This is a genomic window from Barnesiella sp. An55, assembly GCF_002161555.1.
In the GTDB taxonomy this organism is placed as follows: domain Bacteria; phylum Bacteroidota; class Bacteroidia; order Bacteroidales; family Barnesiellaceae; genus Barnesiella; species Barnesiella merdipullorum.
Genome location: NZ_NFHZ01000018.1, coordinates 1 through 20,794, shown reverse-complemented (window position 1 = coordinate 20,794; position 20,794 = coordinate 1). Strand labels below are relative to the sequence as shown.

Here is a 20,794-nt window from a genome sequence, read left to right as displayed (position 1 = left end):
AGATATACACTGTTAAGTAAATTTTATATATAAAAGTCCAATATATTAACATATCGCATATGAAAAAAGGAACATGGATTATCGTGGCTACTCTCTTTTCATTAGGAGCGATTGTCGGAGCCCGAGCTCTGACCCACACATCAGATTCTATGAAACAAGAACTATCGGCCGAAGAGCAGATAAAGGTTGCGCCCAAAGATGCCCTCGACTCGGCCAGCATCGACCTGAAACGGGCGTTGGCACAACACGATGCACCAGCCGTCATTGCCTCACTCATGAAACAGTCGGCGGCCCAGTTACTCATCGACCGCGACAGTCTCCCCGCCATCATCGGCCAGACGGAATCGCTGGCCGACCGTTCGAAAAACCCCGTCGAGCAGAGTCTGCTGCGCCTCATCTCGGCCCGGTTGTACCACCTCTACCTCGAAGATAACTACCGGATACGCCTGCGCGACGAGATCGACGACTTCTCCCAGCCGCTCGAGACCTGGAGCGCCAACATGTTCATGTCCAAAATCGACACCCTCCTCACCCAGGCCACAGCCCCCGTACAGGAACTGCTGGCTACGCCGGTAAGTGCCTATCGCCAGGCTCTCACCATCGGCTGCGATTCGATTTTCCGCCCCACCCTCTACGACTTCGTGGTGGGCGAAGCCATCGACCTCTACAAGCAGGAGAGCAGCTACTCGCCTGTCCAACCGATTGCCCGCAAAGAGTTGCTGGTACCGGCACAGAAGTTTACAACCATCGCCCTGGACGGCAAGAAGCAGCCCGACGGCCGCATTCTCCAACTCTATGCCGATGTCCTCAAGGCCCATGCCGCCGAAACCGGCTCGGCCCCGCTCATGATGTGGGACCTGCAACGCCTCGAATACCTGGACGAGAACCTCTACTACAACGACGACAAAGAGGTGCTCTTCGGCAACTACATCGAGCTGCTGAACAACTTGCTCGAGAGCTATCGCGACAAGCCCTATTCGGTCGAAGTAGCCTCGACTCTTGCATCGAGACTGTGGGATACCGACCGCTACGACAGTGCCCGCCGGGCTCTCGACCTCTGTAACCAGTGGATTGCAGCCTACCCCAAATATCGCAACATCAACATACTGGTGAATCTGCGCAACACCTTCACCGCCCACGAGGCCTATACCTCCCTGCCCAGCGTAGCCTATCCGGGCGAGACCGACAGCGTGCAACTTTCATATCGCAACATCGACACCCTCACCCTGCGCATCTACCGGCAGCCTAAACCCCTCTCGATAACCGAGCAGAACACCTACTACTATACGCCTCAGAACTGGAACCGCGACGATTGTGTCTATAACCACGACTACGCCATCGGCGACACCCTCTCGCTCGTGCCGCGCCAACAAAGCATCGCCTTCCCGCAACTCGGCCCCGGCCTCTATGTAGTCGAGATGCTCATCGACGGGCAGGCCCAACAATCGACCAGCTACTACACCGTCTCGGGCGTGAAGGTCATCACACGACCCGCCTCCGACAAACGCATCGAGTTGCTCGCCGTCGATGCCCGCACGGGCAAACCTCTGTCCAAAGCCGATGTGACCCTCTACGCTTCAGACAGTTACCAAGGCAAAGACGCCACCGAGAAGGCCCGCCTCCGCACCGACAAGAACGGCCTCTGCCTCATCGATACCAACAGCGAAGGATTCCTCTTTGCCCAGGTATCGACCGCGCTCGACCGCTTCGCACCGGCCACCCGACTCTCATCGCCGGGTATCTACGACCGCGACGACAACGAAACCAACACCGAGCTCTTTACCGACCGCTCGCTCTACCGCCCGGGACAGACAATCTACTTCTCGGGCATCCGCTACATCAACTCGACCCGCGAGAGCCGCACCGTTCCCAACGAACGTTGCACGGTCACCCTGCTCGACCCCTCGTCACGCGAGGTAGCTTCGGTCGAGATTACCACCGACGCCTACGGCCAGTTCACCGGTTCGTTTGTCATTCCCCGCGGCAACCTGCTGGGCAACTATACCCTGCGCGTGAACCAGTCGTGGGGCGACCAGATTTCTGTCTCGGTAGCCGAATACAAGCTGCCCATGTTCCGCGTCGAATTCAAACCGGTGACCGAAGGTACCAGCTTTGGCAAACCCGTCACCCTGCAAGGCTCGGCCCGCAGTTACAGCGGTGTGCCGCAAGCGGGAGCCTCGGTACGATACACGATTTACCGGCAGGCCAACCTCTTCTTCCGCTTCTACCTGCCTGTCGAACGTGAGGAGATCGAGACCCGCACCACCACGGTCGATGCATCGGGCAACTTCGCTATCACCTTCATTCCCCAACGCGATGCCCTCCAAGAGAATATCAACCGCGAGCAAGCCTATATCTATCAAATCGAAGCGACCGTCACCGCCCCCACCGGCGAGACGGTAGAGCAATCGACCACCGTGCAGGTAGGAGACTCGCCCTACTTCATCACCGTCACCGCCCCCCAATACCTCGACAAGTTCAAATCGGCCGGGCAAATCAAGGCCCAGGTGCGCACCCTCAACGGGCAGAAAGTCGATCGGGCCTGTCGGCTTGTCTTCTATTCGCTCTACAACGCCGAGGATGAACCGCTCGACAGCCTCAAAATCAAGATGCAGGTAGGCGAGGTAACCATCGGCGCCGACGGCCACGCCCTCTATCCCGACTTCTCGAAATGGGCTTCGGGCCCCTATCGCATCGTAGCCTTCAGCAACGACGAGTCGAAACGAATTATCCGCTCGGAGTGCAACTTCGTGCTCTACAGCGAGAAGGACAAACAGCCGCCCTGCTTTGCCGAAATCTGGCTTCCTCGCACCGACATCACGGCCGAGGTGGGCGAGACGGTGAAGATACCCGTGGGCACCTCGCTGCGCGAAGGGTATATCTACTACTCCATCTACACCCCCGACCGCCTGGTCGAGACCCGCATGCTCAAGCTTAGCAACAGCTGCAAAACGCTGTCGGTCAAATTCGACAAGTCGTTCGGCGGCCTCGCCACCATCAGTCTGCTCACCGTGCGCGACGGCGAGATAAAGAGAGCCCAGGTGACCATACGACAGGCTGTACCCGACCGCAAACTGAATATCAAAACCGAGTCGTTCCGTAACAAACTGCAGCCGGGCAATCTCGAAAACTGGACCTTCTCGGTAACCGATGCTCAGGGCAATCCCGTCACGGCACGCTTCATGGCCGAGATGTTCGATGCCTCGATGCAGGCCATCCGCAAGCACCGCTGGGACTTCAGCGCACCGGCTCCGGTGCCTTACACCCGCATCTCGACTTACCCCACGACCGACCACCATTACAACCGTCAACTGCAAGTGGACGTTCGTCCCGACTATTTGTCCATCCCCGAAGAGACGGCCACGCAGTTCCTCTATCTCAACCTGCTGAGTGGTCGCAGCAGCCGATTCCCCATCTTCACCTCCAATGCGGTAGCATCGGGCATACAAATCAATGAAGCCGAAGCCGGACTTGCACTCGACGAAGTGGTTGTGACCAAGAGCGCCAACAACGCGATGGCCAAGGGCTCGGCCTCGACGTCGCTCGAAACCAGCGAAGAGACCGGCGGCACCCAAGCAGACGAGCCCCTGCGCACCAGCGAGGTAAGCACGGCCTTCTTCTACCCCTCGCTCACAACCGACTCGCTGGGACAGGTATCCCTATCGTTTACCGTACCCAACGAAAACACCACCTGGCAATTCCTGGCCCTGGCCTATACAGAGGGACTTTTCTCGGGCCAATACGAGGCACAGACCGTTGCCAGCAAGCCGCTCATGGTATCGCCCAACCTGCCCCGTTTCGTTCGGCAGGCCGACAAGGTGACTATCGCCACCGCCATACAGAACCAAAGCGATACCCACCAGGAGGGCACCGTGCGCTTCGAACTCTTCGACCCCTACACCGAGCAGGTGATTAACACCAGTCTATCGGCCTTCATCATCGACCCGGGCAACAGCCGCACCATCGACTACACCTTTACAGTACCCGACGGAATCGAGCTGCTGGGATTCCGCGTCAAAGCCTCGACCCTGCAATACAGCGACGGAGAACAACAGATTCTGCCCGTGTTGCCTACCCGTGTGCTGGTAACCGACAGCAAGCCCTTCTACATCCCCAGCGGTGAACAGACCACCCCCATCGTCATGCCCGGTATGGAACAAAAACTGGAATCACCCTCTGTCGAGAGTGTGCGCATGACCCTGCAATATTGCAACAATCCCGCCTGGTATGCCGTACAGGCCTTGCCACCCCTCACCGACATCGACGGCAACGACGCCATCTCGATTGCGGCCACACTCTATGCCAACAGCCTCGCCTCGACGATTGCCCGCAACAACCCGATTATAGCCCGGGCCATCGAGTCGTGGAAAGCGTCCGGCAACAAGAACCTCACCTCGCTCCTGGCTCAGAACGAGGAACTGAAGCAGGTACTGCTCTCGGCTACCCCCTGGGTGCTCGAGGCCGACAACGAAACCGAGCGCATGCAACAACTGGCCACCCTCTTCGACACCAACCGGGCCGACCGTCTCTCGCGTGAAGCCATCCTCAAGCTACAGAATCTCCAAGAGAGCGAAGGCGGCTGGAGCTGGTTCAAAGGGATGCCCGCCAGCCAATGGGTCACGATGAATATCCTCGAGAGCTTCGCCCGCATGCGTGCATTGGGCATACCCCTCGACGACAGCACCATACACGAGATGCAGACCCGTGCCATCGGGTACCTCGACCAATGCATCGAGCGGCAACGCCGACGCGAGCCCAATGCGCCACTCACCTACAACGACATCTGCTACCTACACATGCGCGCCTCCTACCTCGACATCCCGCTCGCCGGCAACATGCTCGGGCTGCACAAAATAATGGTCGAGAAACTCAAGCAATGGGTCAACTTCTCGACCATCGAGAAGGCCTACGCCGCCATGGCGCTGCAACAATACGGCTTCCCCGACGTAGCCCGCGAGATTGTCGCCTCGCTGCGCCAATATGCCGTGACTACCCCCGACAAGGGTATGTTCTGGCCCAACAACCGCTCGTCCTATGGCTATAACAACAGTGCCGTGCAGGAGCAATGCGCCCTCATTGCCGCCTTCGCCACAGTCGAGCCCGTCACCAGCGAACTCGACGAGATGCGTCGCTGGCTGCTTGCCCAAAAGCAGACCAACGCCTGGGAATCGGTGCCCTCGACTCTCGAGGCCATCTATGCCCTGCTCTACGGCGGCACCGACTGGCTGGCGGCCGACTCGACCCAGCCCATCATCGTGTGGGGAGGCAAAGAGATGAAATATACCCCCGAAGAGCCCTTCGTGGGATTGACCGAATACACCCTGTCGGGCAACCAGGTGACGGCAGCCGACGCCGAGGCCGTGATCTCGACCGGCCACCGTCAACCCTCGTGGGGAGCCCTCTACTGGCAATACTACGACGATGTGAAAAACGTATCGGCCGCATCGGTCAAAGAACTGGCTATCGACCGGCAGATACTCGTTCGCCAGCCGTCGGGCACCTACGTACCCCTCAACACCGTAGCCCTCAAGACCGGCGACCGCGTGTCCATACGGCTCACCATCACCGCCGGACAAGACCTGCAATTCGTCTGCCTCACCGACTCCCGGGCCGCTTGCCTCGAGCCTGTCGATCAGCTATCGGGCTACAACTGCCGCGAACGCATCTGCTACTACCAAGAGGTGAAAAATGCCGAGACTCGTTTCTACTTCGACTTCCTGCCCAAAGGCACCTACGTCATCACCTACGAGCTCAACGTCGATCGCCCCGGCGACTATACCCAGGGACTCTCGACCATACAATGCCTCTATGCCCCGCAACTGATTGCCCGCACCCCGGCACAGACGATCATCGTGAAGTAACACCGGCAACCGCCCGTCGCCCACACACACTCCCCGCTCGACCACCTGGCCGGACGGGGAGTCTCTTTTCTTCCCTGGCCCACCAGCCCAACCTTTCGACCTACCTCCTATTTCCACACCAACCCATCAGCCTCACACCGCGTCATAGAGAGCTCTTTTTATAAATTTCACATAGTCTTATAAAAGAGCCATTTCTATGAAAAAAATATAGATATTATAAAAAAAGAGATACCTTTGCAGTCAGAAACAGAGGATCTCTCATTGGTAAATAAATTTGATTCAATACGTTTTATGAAAATTAAAGAGTTTGTCATAAGTAGCTTATGCTTAGGACTGTTTTCCTCGTTCGCTTCATGTATCGATTCAGATTATGATTTCAGCAAAGACATCGATCTGGAAGTAAGTGTAGGAGGAAATTTGAGTTTGCCCATCGGTCAGACCGATACCATTCGATTAAGCCGAATGATTGAAGAGGGTGATGTACTCCACGTAATCGACGGGCGGTATGTAATCACCAAGTCGGACAACATCTCTGAAGACATCGACGCCATCGACGAGGTTATCATCGACGACTTCAACCCCAACTTCGATCCCTACGTGCGAGAATTCAAAGCCGCCACAACCGTGTTGCCGCAAATTCCAGGTCTGGATATCCCCGACATCGAAGTCGCCTTCGAAGCCAATATCAACACCTCCGAAAATTTCAATGTCGATACCGAACTGCCGGCCGAGGTAAAGGATGTAAAGTGCGTCAAAATCACCGACTATAACGGAGATCCCCTCCAAACCGAACTCTCCATCGACATCTCGGGCATGCCCTCCTTCCTGCCTCGTCTCTACCTGGCTGGTGTCGAACTGGTGCTGCCCGATGTAATCGACTTCGACATTGTCGAAAATGGCGAACTTGTGCGCAACGACTCCTCGATATTCATCTCGAAAACCATCGAACTGAGCCAGGGCCAAGGACATGTATCCATCCCGCTAACCATACTTGGATTCTCCAACCCCACCATCGAAAACGGCTCGATCATCCTCAAAGACGAAATCGCCTTGCGGGGTAAAGTCTATGCCGACAAGCTGACCGTAGGGGCCGAAGACCTCGAAAACACTACGGTGTCGGTACAACCCGACCTCAAGCTCTCCACGCCCCAAATTCGCATCCAAGGCGTAGCCGGGACTATCGTGCCCAATGTCAATATCAACACCTCGGTTTCACTTTCCGATCTGCCCGACTTCCTCAAGGAAGAGGGGACCTCGCTCGAGATAAAAGACCTCTCGCTCGACCTCTCGGTCAAGAACCCCATTGGAGCCCCCATCTCGGCCAGTTTTGAAATCACACCGCTCGACGAGAACGGCCAGATTGTAAACAACAACGTGGTGAAGCTGGCCATGAAAATTGCCGGCGGGGAAACAAGCACATTCCACATCAACCGCAACTCGTCCGAGATTCTGTCTGGATCGCTCACCTCGCTGCTCAGCACCATCCCCGACCAACTCGACATCAAGGTAACCGAGGTAAAAGTCGAGAGCGAAACCAACGACCAAACCATCGATCTGGGAAAAGGCGACTACAACATCGATATCGACTACGACATAAACGTGCCGCTCGAGTTTGACAACCTGCGCATCTTCTACACCGATACCATCGACAATCTGCACAAAGATCTCTCCGACGTATCCGGTAAGATCAAGCACCTCGAGGTCAATGCCGTAATCGACAACGCCGTACCCCTGGGACTCACCTTATCGATTGCTCCGCGCGATGTCAACGGCGACCCGATTACCGGGCTCACCCTCCCCAAAAGCATAGAGATCGAGGCTGCCTCCAACAGCGACGGAACGCAGCAATCCATACAATCGACCCATGTAACCCTCAACATCAAGGAGGAACGTGAAGGGGCCCTGCAAGAGCTCGATAAACTGGCTCTCAAAATCGAAGGCAGTAACCAAAACAACAACGACGTCACCCTGAGGCCCGACCAGTTTGTTGTCGTACACCTCTCGGCCCGACTCCCCGAAGGAGCCCAACTGGACTTAGAAGATTTAAAGGACTAAACGCAAAAGAAAGATGAAATACACCATAAAACATCTGGCAAGCATTGCCATCGCCTTGGTCGTGGCTACCGGAGTCTCGGCTCAAAATACCCTCAACTCCTCCTACTTCATGGAGAAGATGACCAAGAGGAACCAACTGAATCCGGCCCTCAAGACCCCCAACAACTACGTGAGCATGCCCGTGCTCAGCAACTTCTACCTGGGTGTCAACTCCAACCTGGGACTGGGTACCTTCCTCTACCCGCGCGACAACAAGCTGGTAACCTTCCTCCACGAAAGCGTTCCGGCCGACGAGTTCTTGGGCAAACTCGCTAACGACAACGCCCTCGAGCTCGACCTGGGTCTGGACATTATCTCCTTCGGGTTCTGGGCTTGGGGTGGACAGAACACCTTCAACCTCGCCCTCAAGAGCAACACCGGCGCCTACCTGCCCAAAGAGCTGTTCCAGTTCCTCAAAACCGGACAAGAACCGACCGGTGTAACCCACTACGACATGAGCAACGTGACCGTAGCTTCCAACAACTATCTGGAACTGGCCTTCGGCCACGCTCGCGACATTACCGACAAACTGGGCGTAGGCGCCCGAGTCAAGGTGCTGCTGGGTGCCGCTCATGCCGAGGCACGCATCGACCGCATGGATATCACCATGTCGCAAGACGAATGGATTATCAAACAGGCCGGACACCTGCAAGCCTCCTCGCTTCTCAATCTCACAACCGATCCCGAAACGGGCGAAATCACCAACTACAAATTGGGGAACAACTTCGGTCTGGCCGGCTTCGGTTTGGGATTCGACCTGGGTGCCACCTACAAGCTCATCGACAACCTCACCCTCTCGGCCGCACTCACCGATATCGGCTTCATGCGCTGGAACAACCTCTCCCGCGCCGAGACCGACCCCAATAAAGAGTTCCGTTTCTCGGGATTCGACAACATCGGTGCCAAAGACGACGAGAACGGCGACAACCCCTTCAAGAAAGAGGCCGACCAACTGGGCGAAGACCTCAAGGCCCTCACCAAGTTCTACAAAACGGACGCCCGGTCGGTGAGCAACTCGCTGCGCACCACCCTGCGCGTGGGTGCCGAGTATGCCGTGCTCGACAACGCCATCTCGTTCGGTCTCCTCTCCACCACCCGCTTCGTCGGTTACCGCACCTATGCCGAGGGCATGGCGGCCATCAACTTCCGCCCCCTCTCGGCCCTGCACCTCACCGTCAACGGGTCGGTATCCAACATGGGCAGCTCGGTAGGCGCCATCCTCAACATCTGTGCCCCGGGCTTCAACTTCTTCGTCGGCACCGACTACTTTGCCACGCAGTACTCCAAACAGTTCATCCCCATCAACCACGCCCGGGCCAACCTCAGCTTCGGCTTCAACATCACCTTCGGGGAGAAACATAAAATCTGAACAATACGACAATCCATATTCCAAGGGGCCATCTCAAACCGAACTTGAGATGGCCCCCGTTTTTATTACCCCCTCAAGTTCGCCAAAAATTCCCCGCTAAAAAGATTTCCGGGGAGGCGGTACACCCAGCCGCCCCCTCTGACTTTTGCCCGCTCCACCCCTCCTCTCAGACACCGGGCAGCGAACCGCCCACCACACCCATACCACACACCCGATAAAGTCTTTAACCAATATATGTTTTTTTTGCATAATAATAGATTCGTCGAAAACTTTCGCTATCTTTGTAGAAGTATAGAATACTCTCCGTATTCACAGTCCCCGAAAAGACAAACGATTATAACCTTAATATTCTAAAAACCCAAACTTAACCTATTATGAAAACCAGATTATTTATTTTAGCTGCTGTATGTAGTCTCTCTGCCAGTGTAATGGGGCAGATGAAAATAGAACAAGAGGGCAAAATCTTGGTCGGCAACTACGGTGAAAACACAATCGGTAATGCCGATATAAGTCTTTACCCCACCAATATGTCTGGAACATCCCGCATCTCTTTCAATTCGAGATATCCGGCATATCAATCCGACCTCGATGTTTTTGTGGGCCGCTACCCCGAAAGAACCGATGGTCGAGAGTCTCCACGATTGCATCTGCACGGGGCATCGGGCATAGAAATGACCTCCGATGCAGGCTCGATTATGCAATACGATGCTGATACTTACGGCGATCAGGTCTATTTTTCGTCCGATGTCATCGGTAATTTTTACAGCCTGTCCGACAGCCGATTCAAAGATAATGTAACCCCTCTCACCAATACCCTGTCCGGATTGGAACAACTGACAAGCGTTAGTTTTCGCTTAAACGCTGCGCCTTCCGATTCTACCCGGAATCGCATGATAAACATCAAAAACGACAACCGCACCCGATTTGGATTTTTGGCTCAAGAGGTCAAAGAGGTTTACCCCGAATTGGTACGAACCGATTCGTTGGGCTATATGTATGTCGATTATATGGGCATGATTCCTCTGATTGTAAATGCCCTGAACGAAATTCAAGCCAGAGTTGACTCTCAAGAGATTGTGATTACCCAGTTGCAGCAAGAGCTGGTCGCTTTGAAAAACGGCGATGTCGAGACTGCTTCTCCGCTTCACAAATCCCAACGGAATACTGCCTCGGCCGAACCGGAGAGTGCTATCGTTCCCACACTCTATCAGAATAGTCCCAACCCCTTCAGTGCGACTACTTCCATACGGTTTGCCTTGCCTTACGAAAGGTTCAGGCCGACCTGTACATCTACGATATGCAAGGGGCACAGATACGCCGAATCGAAATTGCCGAACGTGGTGAAAACCAGGTAACACTACAAGGCTCTGAACTCTCGGCCGGTATGTACATCTACTCACTCATAGCCGACGGGAAAGAGATTGACAGCAAACGTATGATATTGACCAAATAGAGCAAAGGGACGTACAATGAAAAAGTTTATATTTATTTTGCTGCTCTTTTCTACAATATATTCAGTAGAAGGGTCTATCATAAGATATAAGAATGATAGTATAAATAGTTCTCAATTAGAATCTCCAAAAAGAATTGAATACACAGAAAATAATTCTATCATTGTTGATTTCAATTTTTCCTCGTGTAATATCTCTCCTACAGAAATAAATGGAGATTTATACACAATTCCTAGAATAAAAGGATTTGGTTTAACTGGAAAGATTGGAGCTCCTGCATTACCATATTATCGAGATTATCTACCTCTATCTGATACAACAAATATAGCAATTGAACTTATTTCATCTTCTTACCAAGATTTTTCTGAATATCTGCTTTATCCAATACAAAAGCCACAAACAGATTCAAGTATAAGTTCATACTTTTACAAAGATAGTACTATATATTCTTATAATACATTTTTGCCTAATAACATCATTGAACAAGAAGGATATCAAATATCAAAAGGGATACCTATACTACGAATAGGTATTTATCCAATACAATATAATCCCGTTACTCGAACAATAAGATGCTATAATAGAATTAAATATAAAATTACACTATCACAAGAAAATTTTTCGTCAAAGGAGTTTAATAATTATAAGAATATAGAGTCACAAAAGAGTAATATATCACTAATCCGTAAAGTGACACAGCCCTCAAAGACACCTAACCTCTTAATAGTCTCCATAGATAAATATTTAAGTGCAATAGTACCTACATAAAAGGCGAGGCGGTTGACCTCGGAAGTCTCCATAGATAAATATTTAAGTGCAATAGTACCATACATCCAATGGAAAAAAACAATAGGAATTGACTATCAAATAGTATCAAAGCAATCATGGAAAGATTCTAATGAAGTTAAAGATAGTATTCATACAATATTTCATAGAAGTAAATTTGATTACTTACTTATTGTAGGAGACCATATTGATGTACCGGGGGAATTCACAACCAGAAATTTCTCTTTTGATGGATCTTTAGTTAGATTCTATACAGATTTATATTATGCATGTATGGATGGAGAAAATGATTACACTGCAGATGTCGGGCGAGGAAGAATACCTGTAAAAACATTAACTGAAGCTCAAAGTGTTTTTGATAAACTGAAAAAATATCAACTAATGCCTTCACTTAACTATTCTGATTATAAAGGATTAATGTGCGGTTATTTCCAAACAGATAATGGGAATCGAGAAAGTAGAAGATTTATTCTTACAAATGAAGAAATTGGGAATTATCTAATGAGTCAAATATATGGCGTAAGAAAAGTATATTGCACAGAACCCTATAATACTCCACTATTTTATAATTCGGGTCAATATGCCAATAATCCAATATTCCCAGAATATCTTAAAAAGCCTAATTATGCTTGGGATGGCGATAAATATGACATATCAAAAATAATAAATGAAGGGTGTTATTATGTATTTTACAGAGGTCATGGGCACTATACAAAATGGGCTGCTCCATCATTTGATAATTATGATTTGTCGCTATTACAAAATACCGTTTTACCAATTTTTTTCAGCATCAGTTGCCAAACAGGAATGTTTTCAGAAAATTGCTTTGCAGAAAATCTTCTGAAAAAAGTTAATGGCGGAGCTGCGGGAATTTTTGCAGCATCTGAAAATAGCTATTCAGGATGGAATGATGCTTTAGCTATAGGTATAGTAGATGCTATTTGGCCAAAGCCAGGATTACTACCTAACTTCGGAAGCGGAGGAATATCCAATCCCACAACAAATGAACATAGTGAAATTCATAGATTAGGAGATGCTTTGAATTATGGATTACTAAGGATGAGTCAACTTTGGAATGATAATTATAATATAAATCAATATACCAATGAAATATTCCATTATTTTGGGGATCCTACAATGGAAATATACTCAAAGAGACCAAGCCTTTTTGAAGAAGTCCAAGTTTCACAATTTGGTAACTGTATGAATGTAAGAACTGGAGTAGAAAATTGTAGGATAACCGTTTGCTCAAAAGCAGATAATGGAAAATCATACTACAAGGTTATAGAAAATTGCAGTTATGGATATTTTACAGATGTAGGTGTTCCATGTGAAATAAGTGTTACAAGACCTAATTTTGTACCCTATTTCTTTAATGAAGATGTTCATATATCAAATAATCGTATTTACGAGAAATGTGCGGTTGTCGGTAAAAATATTTTTATAACAGACCTATCTATATCAGAAAGCGGAGATATGACTATAGATGCAACTGGTGATGTTATAATACAAGGTAATTTTGAATGTGAAAAAATGGGAGCTTTACAAATTTATTAATAATAACTATGACAAATATCTATTACAAAATAATAGGAGCAATCGTACTGCTATCGTTATGTGTAGCCTGTGACAGTACAGATACAAGCACTAAAAACCGTTTTTTATCGGCAGGAATCGTGTGGGAAGAAGTGCGCCAACAAAATACCGATATAAACCTCGACAGTGTATTGGCGGTCTTACGGCCCGTACTCTCACCCGACAGTATCGAAGCCCTGGAGAATCAAATATATGTAAAATACACAGCCAGCCGATACACATTGTTACCCTCCGAAACAATCGACGGGGAACTATATTGGCCCATCGAGTACACCGTAAAACACATTTACCGATGGAACTCCTTCTCTGATGAATCGGAGAGAGAAATCTGCGGATATCTGCGGGAAGACAGCCAGGGCAGCATCTACCTAAGAAGAGGCGAACAGGAAGTCTTGTTATACACCTTTCCTTCTGATGGGTGGGAACCGGGTAAAACCATTCAATATGCCTCGTGGTGGGGCCCGGTAACCGAAGAGATTGAACCGGAACTTTTGGAGACTATTACACTAAAGGATGGAAGTAGCTGCCAAAAATACAATCTGCTGTTATATGGATTGACCTCGACATCGGGCGTATTTGGCTTGTTCGACCCTCCGTTCGATTCGCTCTATCGAACCGATTTAGTATCATACAGCCGCGACGGGATACTACTGTATAAGAATGAATATATAAAGATTCCTCATTGAGGCGGTAACCATAATCCCCCTCCACTCCCTCTACAAAAAAACTGCCGCCCGGTTGTACACCGGGCGGCAGCCTAACGAAATATAACGGGGTTATTCCTTATTTCAGAGCGTCGGCAAGAGCAGCGTTGGTCTTGTGAACGGCAGCGGCGCTCTTGGCAAATGCCTCTTTCTCGGCGTCGTTGAGTTTCAGTTCAACCACTTTCTCGATACCGTTGCGACCCAATACACAGGGAACACCGATGCAGAGGTCGCTTTCGCCATATTCGCCTTCCAGCAAAGCGCTGCAAGGAACCAGACGTTTCTGGTCGCCCAGTACAGCCTCAACTACCGAAGCCGAAGCAGCACCCGGAGCATACCAGGCCGAAGTACCCAGCAGACCGGTGAGTGTAGCACCACCTACCATCGTGTCGGCAGCAACTTTTTGCAGAGCCTCGGCGCTCAGCAATTCCGATACGGGCATACCTTTGTATGTAGCGTAACGGGTAACAGGAATCATCGTCGTGTCGCCGTGGCCACCGATTACGAAACCTTCAACTTCCGACAGGTTGGCGTTCAAAGCCTGGCTCAAATAGTATTTGAAGCGCGAGCTGTCCAAGGCGCCACCCATACCGATGATGCGGTTTTTGGGAAGACCCGATACTTTGTGAATCAAATAAGTCATCGTATCCATCGGGTTACTTACACACAGGATAACGGCATTGGGCGAATATTTCAATACGCTCTCGACTACCGATTTCACGATACCGGCGTTTACACCAATCAACTCCTCACGAGTCATACCCGGTTTACGAGGAATACCCGAGGTGATTACTACCATATCCGAATTGGCCGTAGCCTCGTAGTTGTTGGTTACACCTTTGATACGCGAAGAGAATCCTGCCGTAACAGCAGCCTGCATCATATCCATGGCTTTGCCTTCCGACACGCCCTCTTTAATATCAAGCAGAACAATCTCATCTGCAATTTCTCTGAATGCTAATACGTTTGCGCAAGTGGCGCCCACGTTTCCAGCTCCGATAACCGATACTTTAGACATAATTGTTAAGTTTATAAAGTGAATTATACAATAATAATTTTTCTCTCTTTCTGTTTCGCAAAATTACAACTATTTCGACATTATGGAAAAATTTCCACAATTAAATTTTTATAAACTTTGCATAATCCTTTAATCGCCAGTTAACAGCAGTTACACGATTATATATCAATAGATTACATTAAAGTTCAAACCTATATTTCCAACTCACCCTTCCCTTCGCGCAGCACTACCGGCTCGTCGCCTGTGCAATCGACCGTGGTCGAGGGCATGGTTCCCCCCTCGCCGCCATCGATAATGAGGTCGGCCACCGGCTCATACCGTTCGGCAATCAGCTCGGGATTGGTGCCATACTCGGGTTCCTCCTCGTCGATGGCAACCGAGGTGGTAAGCAACGGGTTACCCAGCGCCTCGGCCAAAGCCAGTGTAATGGCATTGTCGGGAATACGTATCCCCACCGTCTTGCGGTTCTTGTAGATCTTGGGCAACGAGGCACTCGTGGGCAGAATAAAGGTAAAGGGTCCGGGCAGATTCCGTTTCAGCAATTTGAAATACGAGTTGCTCATCTTGGCATACTCGCTCACCCAACTCAATTCCCGGCAGATAATCGACAGATTCACCTTCTGCGGATTGATGCCCTTGATCTGGCAAATCCGCTCCACGGCCCTCACGTTAAGGGCGTCGCACCCCAGGGCATAAATCGTGTCGGTAGGATAGATCACGATGCCACCGTCGCGCAGCACCTCTACCGCCTTGGCTATCTCGTTCTCACTGGGGTTCTCTTCATAGATTTTCAATCGCTTCATAATTCCGGCTTAAGGTTCGCCAAGATAGTCATTTTTTTATATTTCAACAATATTTAAGGCTCTATTCCTCGCCTCCCGCCCCTAAAAATAAGGAATACCCACAAAAAGGGCCGTGCCATCACTGGCACGGCCCATCAACCGGAATAGGAATTCGGGAAGAGAATCACTACCTCTCCTGAACCTTATACATAAAGTACATAATTTCTCAAATAGTTGAAGAATGCCCAGACGTACATCAATACGGCTATTACCACAAATATGACGAGGGCCAAAGCCCAAGCAACCCAATGCTCCGTGTGGTCATCATCGACCTCTTTGTGACCATCGCTGTAAGTGGTTACCGTGCGTATCGTTCTCGCCCCGGCTATCATGGCAAATACACTGGCAATCATTCCATTGGCAAAGCTACCGCCACGGGTCGAGCGCTTGTCTATCAAGAAAGCCGGCGTGCGACTGGCCAGCACATAAGCTACGGTAGAAAGCAAAATAGTAATACCCATCTGCAACATTATGAAACAGAACACGATACCCACAATGGCACCTACCCATATCAATCGTTTGGATCCGTTGAAGTAACGTTTCTCATTCGAGTTGATGACATCGGCCAGTTCGTTGATGCGGGTTACCAGCTCTTCGGAGGTGGGTTGCAGAGCAATGGCCTCGTCGAGCAACTGTACCGAAGCCTTGATCTGTTTCATCTTCGTGGGTTTACGCATCTCGGCACCATTCTCATCGGGCTCAACCACACTCCAGCTTTCAAATACACGGTCGAGCAAATCGATTACCTGGGCCTCCTCTTCATCGCTCATATTCTCGGGCTTGTTGGCCAAAACGCGAGCGGCCTTCATATCATCGACCGTAAACACCTTTTTATATCGGGCCCCTCTGAACAATTCATAAAGCATATGACCTACACAGCCAAGGAATACGAGTATAATAAGGATACCAATCACATAATCCATGACCGTGGGACCTCCGCTACCTTTACTCTCGGCCGATTCGGGCGAGATCACCGTAGCTCCATCTTGAGCAAACGTCACATCCTTGAACAGCGGAGCTCCACCCGATTGCCGAAGGATCGAGAATGACAACTTCCCGTCATTGACTTTGGCCGTGCAAGTACCTTCCGACGGATCATCTGCACCATTACGACCGCTGTTGTATCTCAACTTCACACTCTCACCGTCGTTACCCTCAATATAAAATTCGTAGGTGGACAGTAGCATGCGCTGCCCCGTCTCGGCTACGGCATAAACCTGCATGAACCCGTCGCACTCCGAAGCATCGTTATAGGGATTCAACGAAGCCGTCCGGGCCGAATTGAACTCGACCGAACAGAACGATCCACCCTGCGAGTCACTTCCGGTCCATACTCCATCCAAAGATTGTCCATACACCCGAACAATACTCATAAAAGCCAAACAAAGCAGCAGCGCCACTTTTTGCAGCACCTTTCCTTTCAAACTAAAAGTCCTCATTTTCTTGTTGTTTTTAACTAAAAAAATTAATATAAATATGGTTTTTATTGATTTTCAAACAGTTCAGCAATAAAAGACATAAGGAGATGCAGCAATAACATGAAGTTGACAGTCCCCCGATTAACATGATTATTAATTGCTATTATGTTTACAGAGGTTAAAGGTACAAAAAAAGTTTGTATCGAGAGACCTATTTTGTGGAGAAAAGCACAGAAAATTTGAGCCCGACAGTCAAACAAATGAGAATCAGTCACTCCCAACAAAAAAGCCGCTGCGACTCTGTCGCAACGGCTTTGGCGGAGTAAGGGGGATTCGAACCCCCGATACGCTTTTGACGTATACACGCTTTCCAGGCGTGCCTCTTCAACCACTCGAGCATCACTCCATAAGGTTGTTCCCTTGAAAGCGGTGCAAATATAATACAAATTTCGGGTTCGACGAAAGTTTTTTCAAAAATAGTGCGAGACCCACCTCTATCGCCATCCCCCGACAAGAGCTCCGGAAACCACCTCGCCCCCGACACTTACAGTGTGTCGAACTTGTTCTGGCACTCCCCCTTCTCCTCGGCATCGACATACAATTCGCGGGGGAGGATATGCGGATAGGCATGCCACTGGCGTATCGACATCGTGCCGCGGCCACCCGTCAGTACAAGCCCCGGGCCGTCGCTTTGGGTAAAGGTCCCCGTCACCCGACCGAAGGTCAGCGTAGCCACCGGGTTGTCGGGCACCCGGTGCGTGGCCCCCCAGGTCGTCGCATTGCACACATGGGCCTCCACCTCGTAACGGCCGTCGGCCACCTCGATAGCAATATGGTAGGTCGTGGGGATAAAGCCGTCGAGCTCCCTGAAGAAAGCCCAATCTTCGTGCGTGACTGTGAGTTTGCCCTCGGGGTAATAACGCCGGTTGACCAGGTCGTACAGAGCGAAATCTTTCATGCCCAGCCGCATGTCATACAGCGAAGCGTGCATCTCGTCAAACGCAACCCAGCCCCAGTCTTCCCAGCCACCGATCTCGGCGGCACACGAATCGACGGCTACATACCGCTCGCGAATACCCAGCCCCGAGATCCGGATAGCCCGACCGTTCAGCACAATCTCGCCCGTGACGGCCCCCGCCCAGTTATAGCCATAGGTGATGCTGTGCTGGGTGAGGTACGACGGAGTCTCCCGCCCGTACCACAAGGGACACCCCGAGGGGCGATGCCACAAATAGGCCCGATAGGTCCCATCGAGCGAGTCGAGCAGAAAGTGCCACGAGTGGTCGGCAAAACACTCCACCCGGTACTGGGGGCCGCAGCTCACCCGCACACAGTCGTCGCCCCGCTCGATGGTAAGTGTACCGGCAGGCTGGCGCCACATGCGTTCATACAGCATGCCGGGATATTCGGTCACCTTGTAAATCGACTCGGGCAACTGGCGGGCCTGCCCTTTGCCCCGGGCCACCGTCAGCGAAACTACATCAAGCTGTTCGAGGCTCATCGAGAGAATGGCCCCGCCCACCGAATAGAGTTCACCATCGTCGCCCGTCAGCGAGAACTGATGGAGCCAATCGAGAAAACCGCTGCGCACAGCTTCATCGACTCCGGCACGAGCCTCGTCGGCAAGAGTCACCTGGGGATTCGCTATCATCATGGCCGCTCCTCCTTCTCTACCGGCTCGAGAAACCGATCGACAAACTTCTTTTCTATCCGTTCATAACCTCTCACTACGCTCCTTTCGAGCCGTTTGTAGGCATCGACTACTATCACTTCGACTTTGCCCGTTTTCAATTTGTACGTTCCCATATCGTTTATGGATTAAATTCTACGGCAAAGGTAGATGCCCCATCGACCGCTTATTGGCACGAAGCAACAGAGAATTGGTATATTTTTCCTATTTATCGCCAAACAGGACAAAACAATAAAATATTTTGGTATATATTTGCCTTATGAACAAAAAGTGAGAACCATGCGAGAACCCATACCCTACCTGCAATGGAAAGAGCGAATCGACGCCCATACCCCCGGCAACTGCCGCGTGGGCAACGACTCCCTCATCGTGAAACAACCGCGCGAAACCGACTTCATCGACCAGTCCTTCCGGCTCGACATGACCCTCTCGGTATTTCTCGCCTCCGGGCACTGCACCTTCATGGCCGACTGGGTCGAGTACGAAGCCCAGGCTCCCTGCCTCTTCACCGTCACGCCCGGGCAGATATTCCAACTGATTACGCTCAGCGACGAAGCCGAGCCCTACACCATCATCATGTCCGAAGCCTTCTCGGCCAGCCTCTTCAAGGAGTACGGCAGTTTCGGCTCTCTGCACCGGTCTATTGTACGTCAACCCGTCATCGACCTCACCCACGACAGCCAGGCCTTCACCCGCTACCTCGATATGCTCGAGGCCCTGCTGCAATCGCCCTTCAACACCTTCAAGCTCGAGGCCGTCAGACACCTCTCCCTCGCCATGTTCTACAGCTACTCCTACAAGCTGCACGACATCAGCGAGGTAACGCCGGCCACCAAACAAGAGAATCTGTTCCAGCAATTCATGCTCCTGCTCAAACGCCACTATCAAACCGAGCGCGAGGTCGCCTTCTACGCGTCGCAACTCTGCATCACCCCCAAATACCTATCGGTCATTGTCAAGCAACAGACCGGCCAAACGGCCCTCGCCTGCATCGAAACCCATGTCGTCACCGAGTGCAAGGCCCTGCTCCTCTCGACCGACTTGAATATCCAGCAGATTGCCAACCGCCTGCACTTCCCCTCACAATCGGTATTCGGCAAATTTTTCAAACGGGTCACCGACCTGTCGCCCCGCGCCTATCGCAAACAACACACCCGCTTGTAATCTCCCCGTCACCCCGCACAACGATGCGGGGTCCAGCAACAGGTAGGACGTGTAGCCGGAAAAGAATACCGAGTAAAATTCCTGGATACCGCGTCGTAGCGCGGTATGACTCTCCCCGTCACCCCGCACAACGATGCGGGGTCCAGGAGATGAATGAGTGGGGAATGCCTCCTGCAGGTATTCGTCTGCCGGTATTCCTGAATTTCTCATCTCGATACGGAATGGCGGTAACGCCATGTCGTTTCTCCTGATTATCATACAAAAACCGGTTACGGCTCATAAGTTATCACCAGCACCCCAGCCCGGTTATCTCCATCTTTCCACGAGAGTATTTGAAATAGAAATCTCCCCAATCACATATTATAGTTGGGACATATTGTTGATATGTGAATCTTCTTTTTTTCCCCGTTCGTTCATATAGATATGGAGGAAGATCACCATGCCAAACAAAAAGGAAATCGTTGTATTCGAAATATCCCGTTCCATCCCTGGCTCCTGGAGAGGAGGATATCGAGAATATGAGATAATAGCTTCCATCGTCTTGCCTTTTCGATTTAACACTAAATACATCGGCACCTTCGTAGTCCAAGCAAGCGCATCCCGAATTGAAAATCTTGGAGTCTATCTCTTGTAAAAAGACCGAGTCTTTTATATTCATTTCGGGCAAATGAACCGTAATTTCTTTCACTATCTCTTCATAGGTCAGCATTTGGGCCTGTATGGTTGGTACACCTATCAGTGACAGCAACACATAAATCATACACTTTTTCATAGCCGTTAAACAGAATTTTGTTAGTCCTC

14 protein-coding genes and 1 tRNA gene are annotated in these 20,794 nt (G+C 50.8%); 8 read left to right on the top strand and 7 right to left on the bottom strand.

Features of this window, described 5'->3' with window-relative positions:
• Nucleotides 1-59 precede the first annotated feature (59 nt).
• From B5G10_RS10830 to B5G10_RS10795, 7 genes are all read left to right on the top strand, one after another.
• Complete coding sequence (locus B5G10_RS10830; RefSeq protein WP_087424746.1) at nt 60-5,861, top strand: alpha-2-macroglobulin family protein; 5,802 nt, start codon at nt 60-62, stop codon at nt 5,859-5,861.
• Nucleotides 5,862-6,152: 291 nt separating this feature from the next.
• The gene (locus B5G10_RS10825) at nt 6,153-7,916 is read left to right on the top strand and encodes a hypothetical protein (RefSeq protein ID WP_143241131.1); all 1,764 of its coding nucleotides are present in this window, start codon (nt 6,153-6,155) and stop codon (nt 7,914-7,916) included.
• A gap of 13 nt (nt 7,917-7,929) precedes the next feature.
• Complete coding sequence (locus tag B5G10_RS10820; protein ID WP_087424744.1) at nt 7,930-9,324, top strand: DUF5723 family protein; 1,395 nt, start codon at nt 7,930-7,932, stop codon at nt 9,322-9,324.
• 374 nt (nt 9,325-9,698) lie between these two features.
• The gene (locus B5G10_RS10815) at nt 9,699-10,679 is read left to right on the top strand and encodes a tail fiber domain-containing protein (RefSeq protein WP_087424743.1); all 981 of its coding nucleotides are present in this window, start codon (nt 9,699-9,701) and stop codon (nt 10,677-10,679) included.
• Between the two features lie 114 nt (nt 10,680-10,793).
• Nucleotides 10,794-11,543 carry a C25 family peptidase propeptide domain-containing protein gene (locus tag B5G10_RS10805; protein WP_087424741.1) on the top strand — a complete coding sequence of 250 codons (750 nt, stop codon included), beginning with the start codon at nt 10,794-10,796 and terminating at the stop codon, nt 11,541-11,543.
• 12 nt (nt 11,544-11,555) lie between these two features.
• Nucleotides 11,556-13,118: a C25 family cysteine peptidase gene (locus B5G10_RS10800; RefSeq protein WP_087424740.1), complete on the top strand. Its 1,563-nt coding sequence runs from the start codon at nt 11,556-11,558 to the stop codon at nt 13,116-13,118.
• 8 nt (nt 13,119-13,126) lie between these two features.
• Complete coding sequence (locus B5G10_RS10795) at nt 13,127-13,843, top strand: hypothetical protein (protein ID WP_087424739.1); 717 nt, start codon at nt 13,127-13,129, stop codon at nt 13,841-13,843.
• Between the two features lie 97 nt (nt 13,844-13,940).
• On the opposite strand, the gene mdh is transcribed toward B5G10_RS10795, so the two are convergent.
• From mdh to B5G10_RS12755, 6 genes are all read right to left on the bottom strand, one after another.
• On the bottom strand, nt 13,941-14,879 hold the full coding sequence (gene mdh, locus B5G10_RS10790) for a malate dehydrogenase (protein WP_087424738.1): 939 nt from the start codon (nt 14,877-14,879) through the stop codon (nt 13,941-13,943).
• A gap of 191 nt (nt 14,880-15,070) precedes the next feature.
• Entirely contained in the window at nt 15,071-15,682 is a 612-nt protein-coding gene (locus B5G10_RS10785; protein WP_087424737.1) for an L-threonylcarbamoyladenylate synthase, read from the bottom strand.
• Between the two features lie 182 nt (nt 15,683-15,864).
• Nucleotides 15,865-17,160, bottom strand: a complete 1,296-nt coding sequence (locus tag B5G10_RS10780) for a hypothetical protein (RefSeq protein ID WP_143241130.1) — start codon at nt 17,158-17,160, stop codon at nt 15,865-15,867.
• Between the two features lie 294 nt (nt 17,161-17,454).
• Nucleotides 17,455-17,545: transfer RNA gene (locus B5G10_RS10775), tRNA-Ser, on the bottom strand.
• 138 nt (nt 17,546-17,683) lie between these two features.
• Nucleotides 17,684-18,793, bottom strand: coding sequence for a hypothetical protein (locus B5G10_RS10770; RefSeq protein ID WP_087424735.1), 1,110 nt, complete (start codon nt 18,791-18,793; stop codon nt 17,684-17,686).
• Nucleotides 18,790-18,945: a hypothetical protein gene (locus B5G10_RS12755; RefSeq protein WP_164470665.1), complete on the bottom strand. Its 156-nt coding sequence runs from the start codon at nt 18,943-18,945 to the stop codon at nt 18,790-18,792. Before B5G10_RS12755 ends, B5G10_RS10770 begins: the two co-directional genes overlap by 4 nt.
• A 163-nt stretch (nt 18,946-19,108) precedes the next feature.
• Here B5G10_RS12755 and B5G10_RS10765 point away from each other — a divergent pair, with 163 nt between their 5' ends.
• Nucleotides 19,109-19,993, top strand: coding sequence for a helix-turn-helix domain-containing protein (locus tag B5G10_RS10765; protein ID WP_158098815.1), 885 nt, complete (start codon nt 19,109-19,111; stop codon nt 19,991-19,993).
• Nucleotides 19,994-20,279: 286 nt separating this feature from the next.
• On the opposite strand, the gene B5G10_RS10760 is transcribed toward B5G10_RS10765, so the two are convergent.
• Nucleotides 20,280-20,794: hypothetical protein (locus tag B5G10_RS10760; protein ID WP_206396571.1), on the bottom strand; the 515-nt coding region annotated here is incomplete at its 5' end.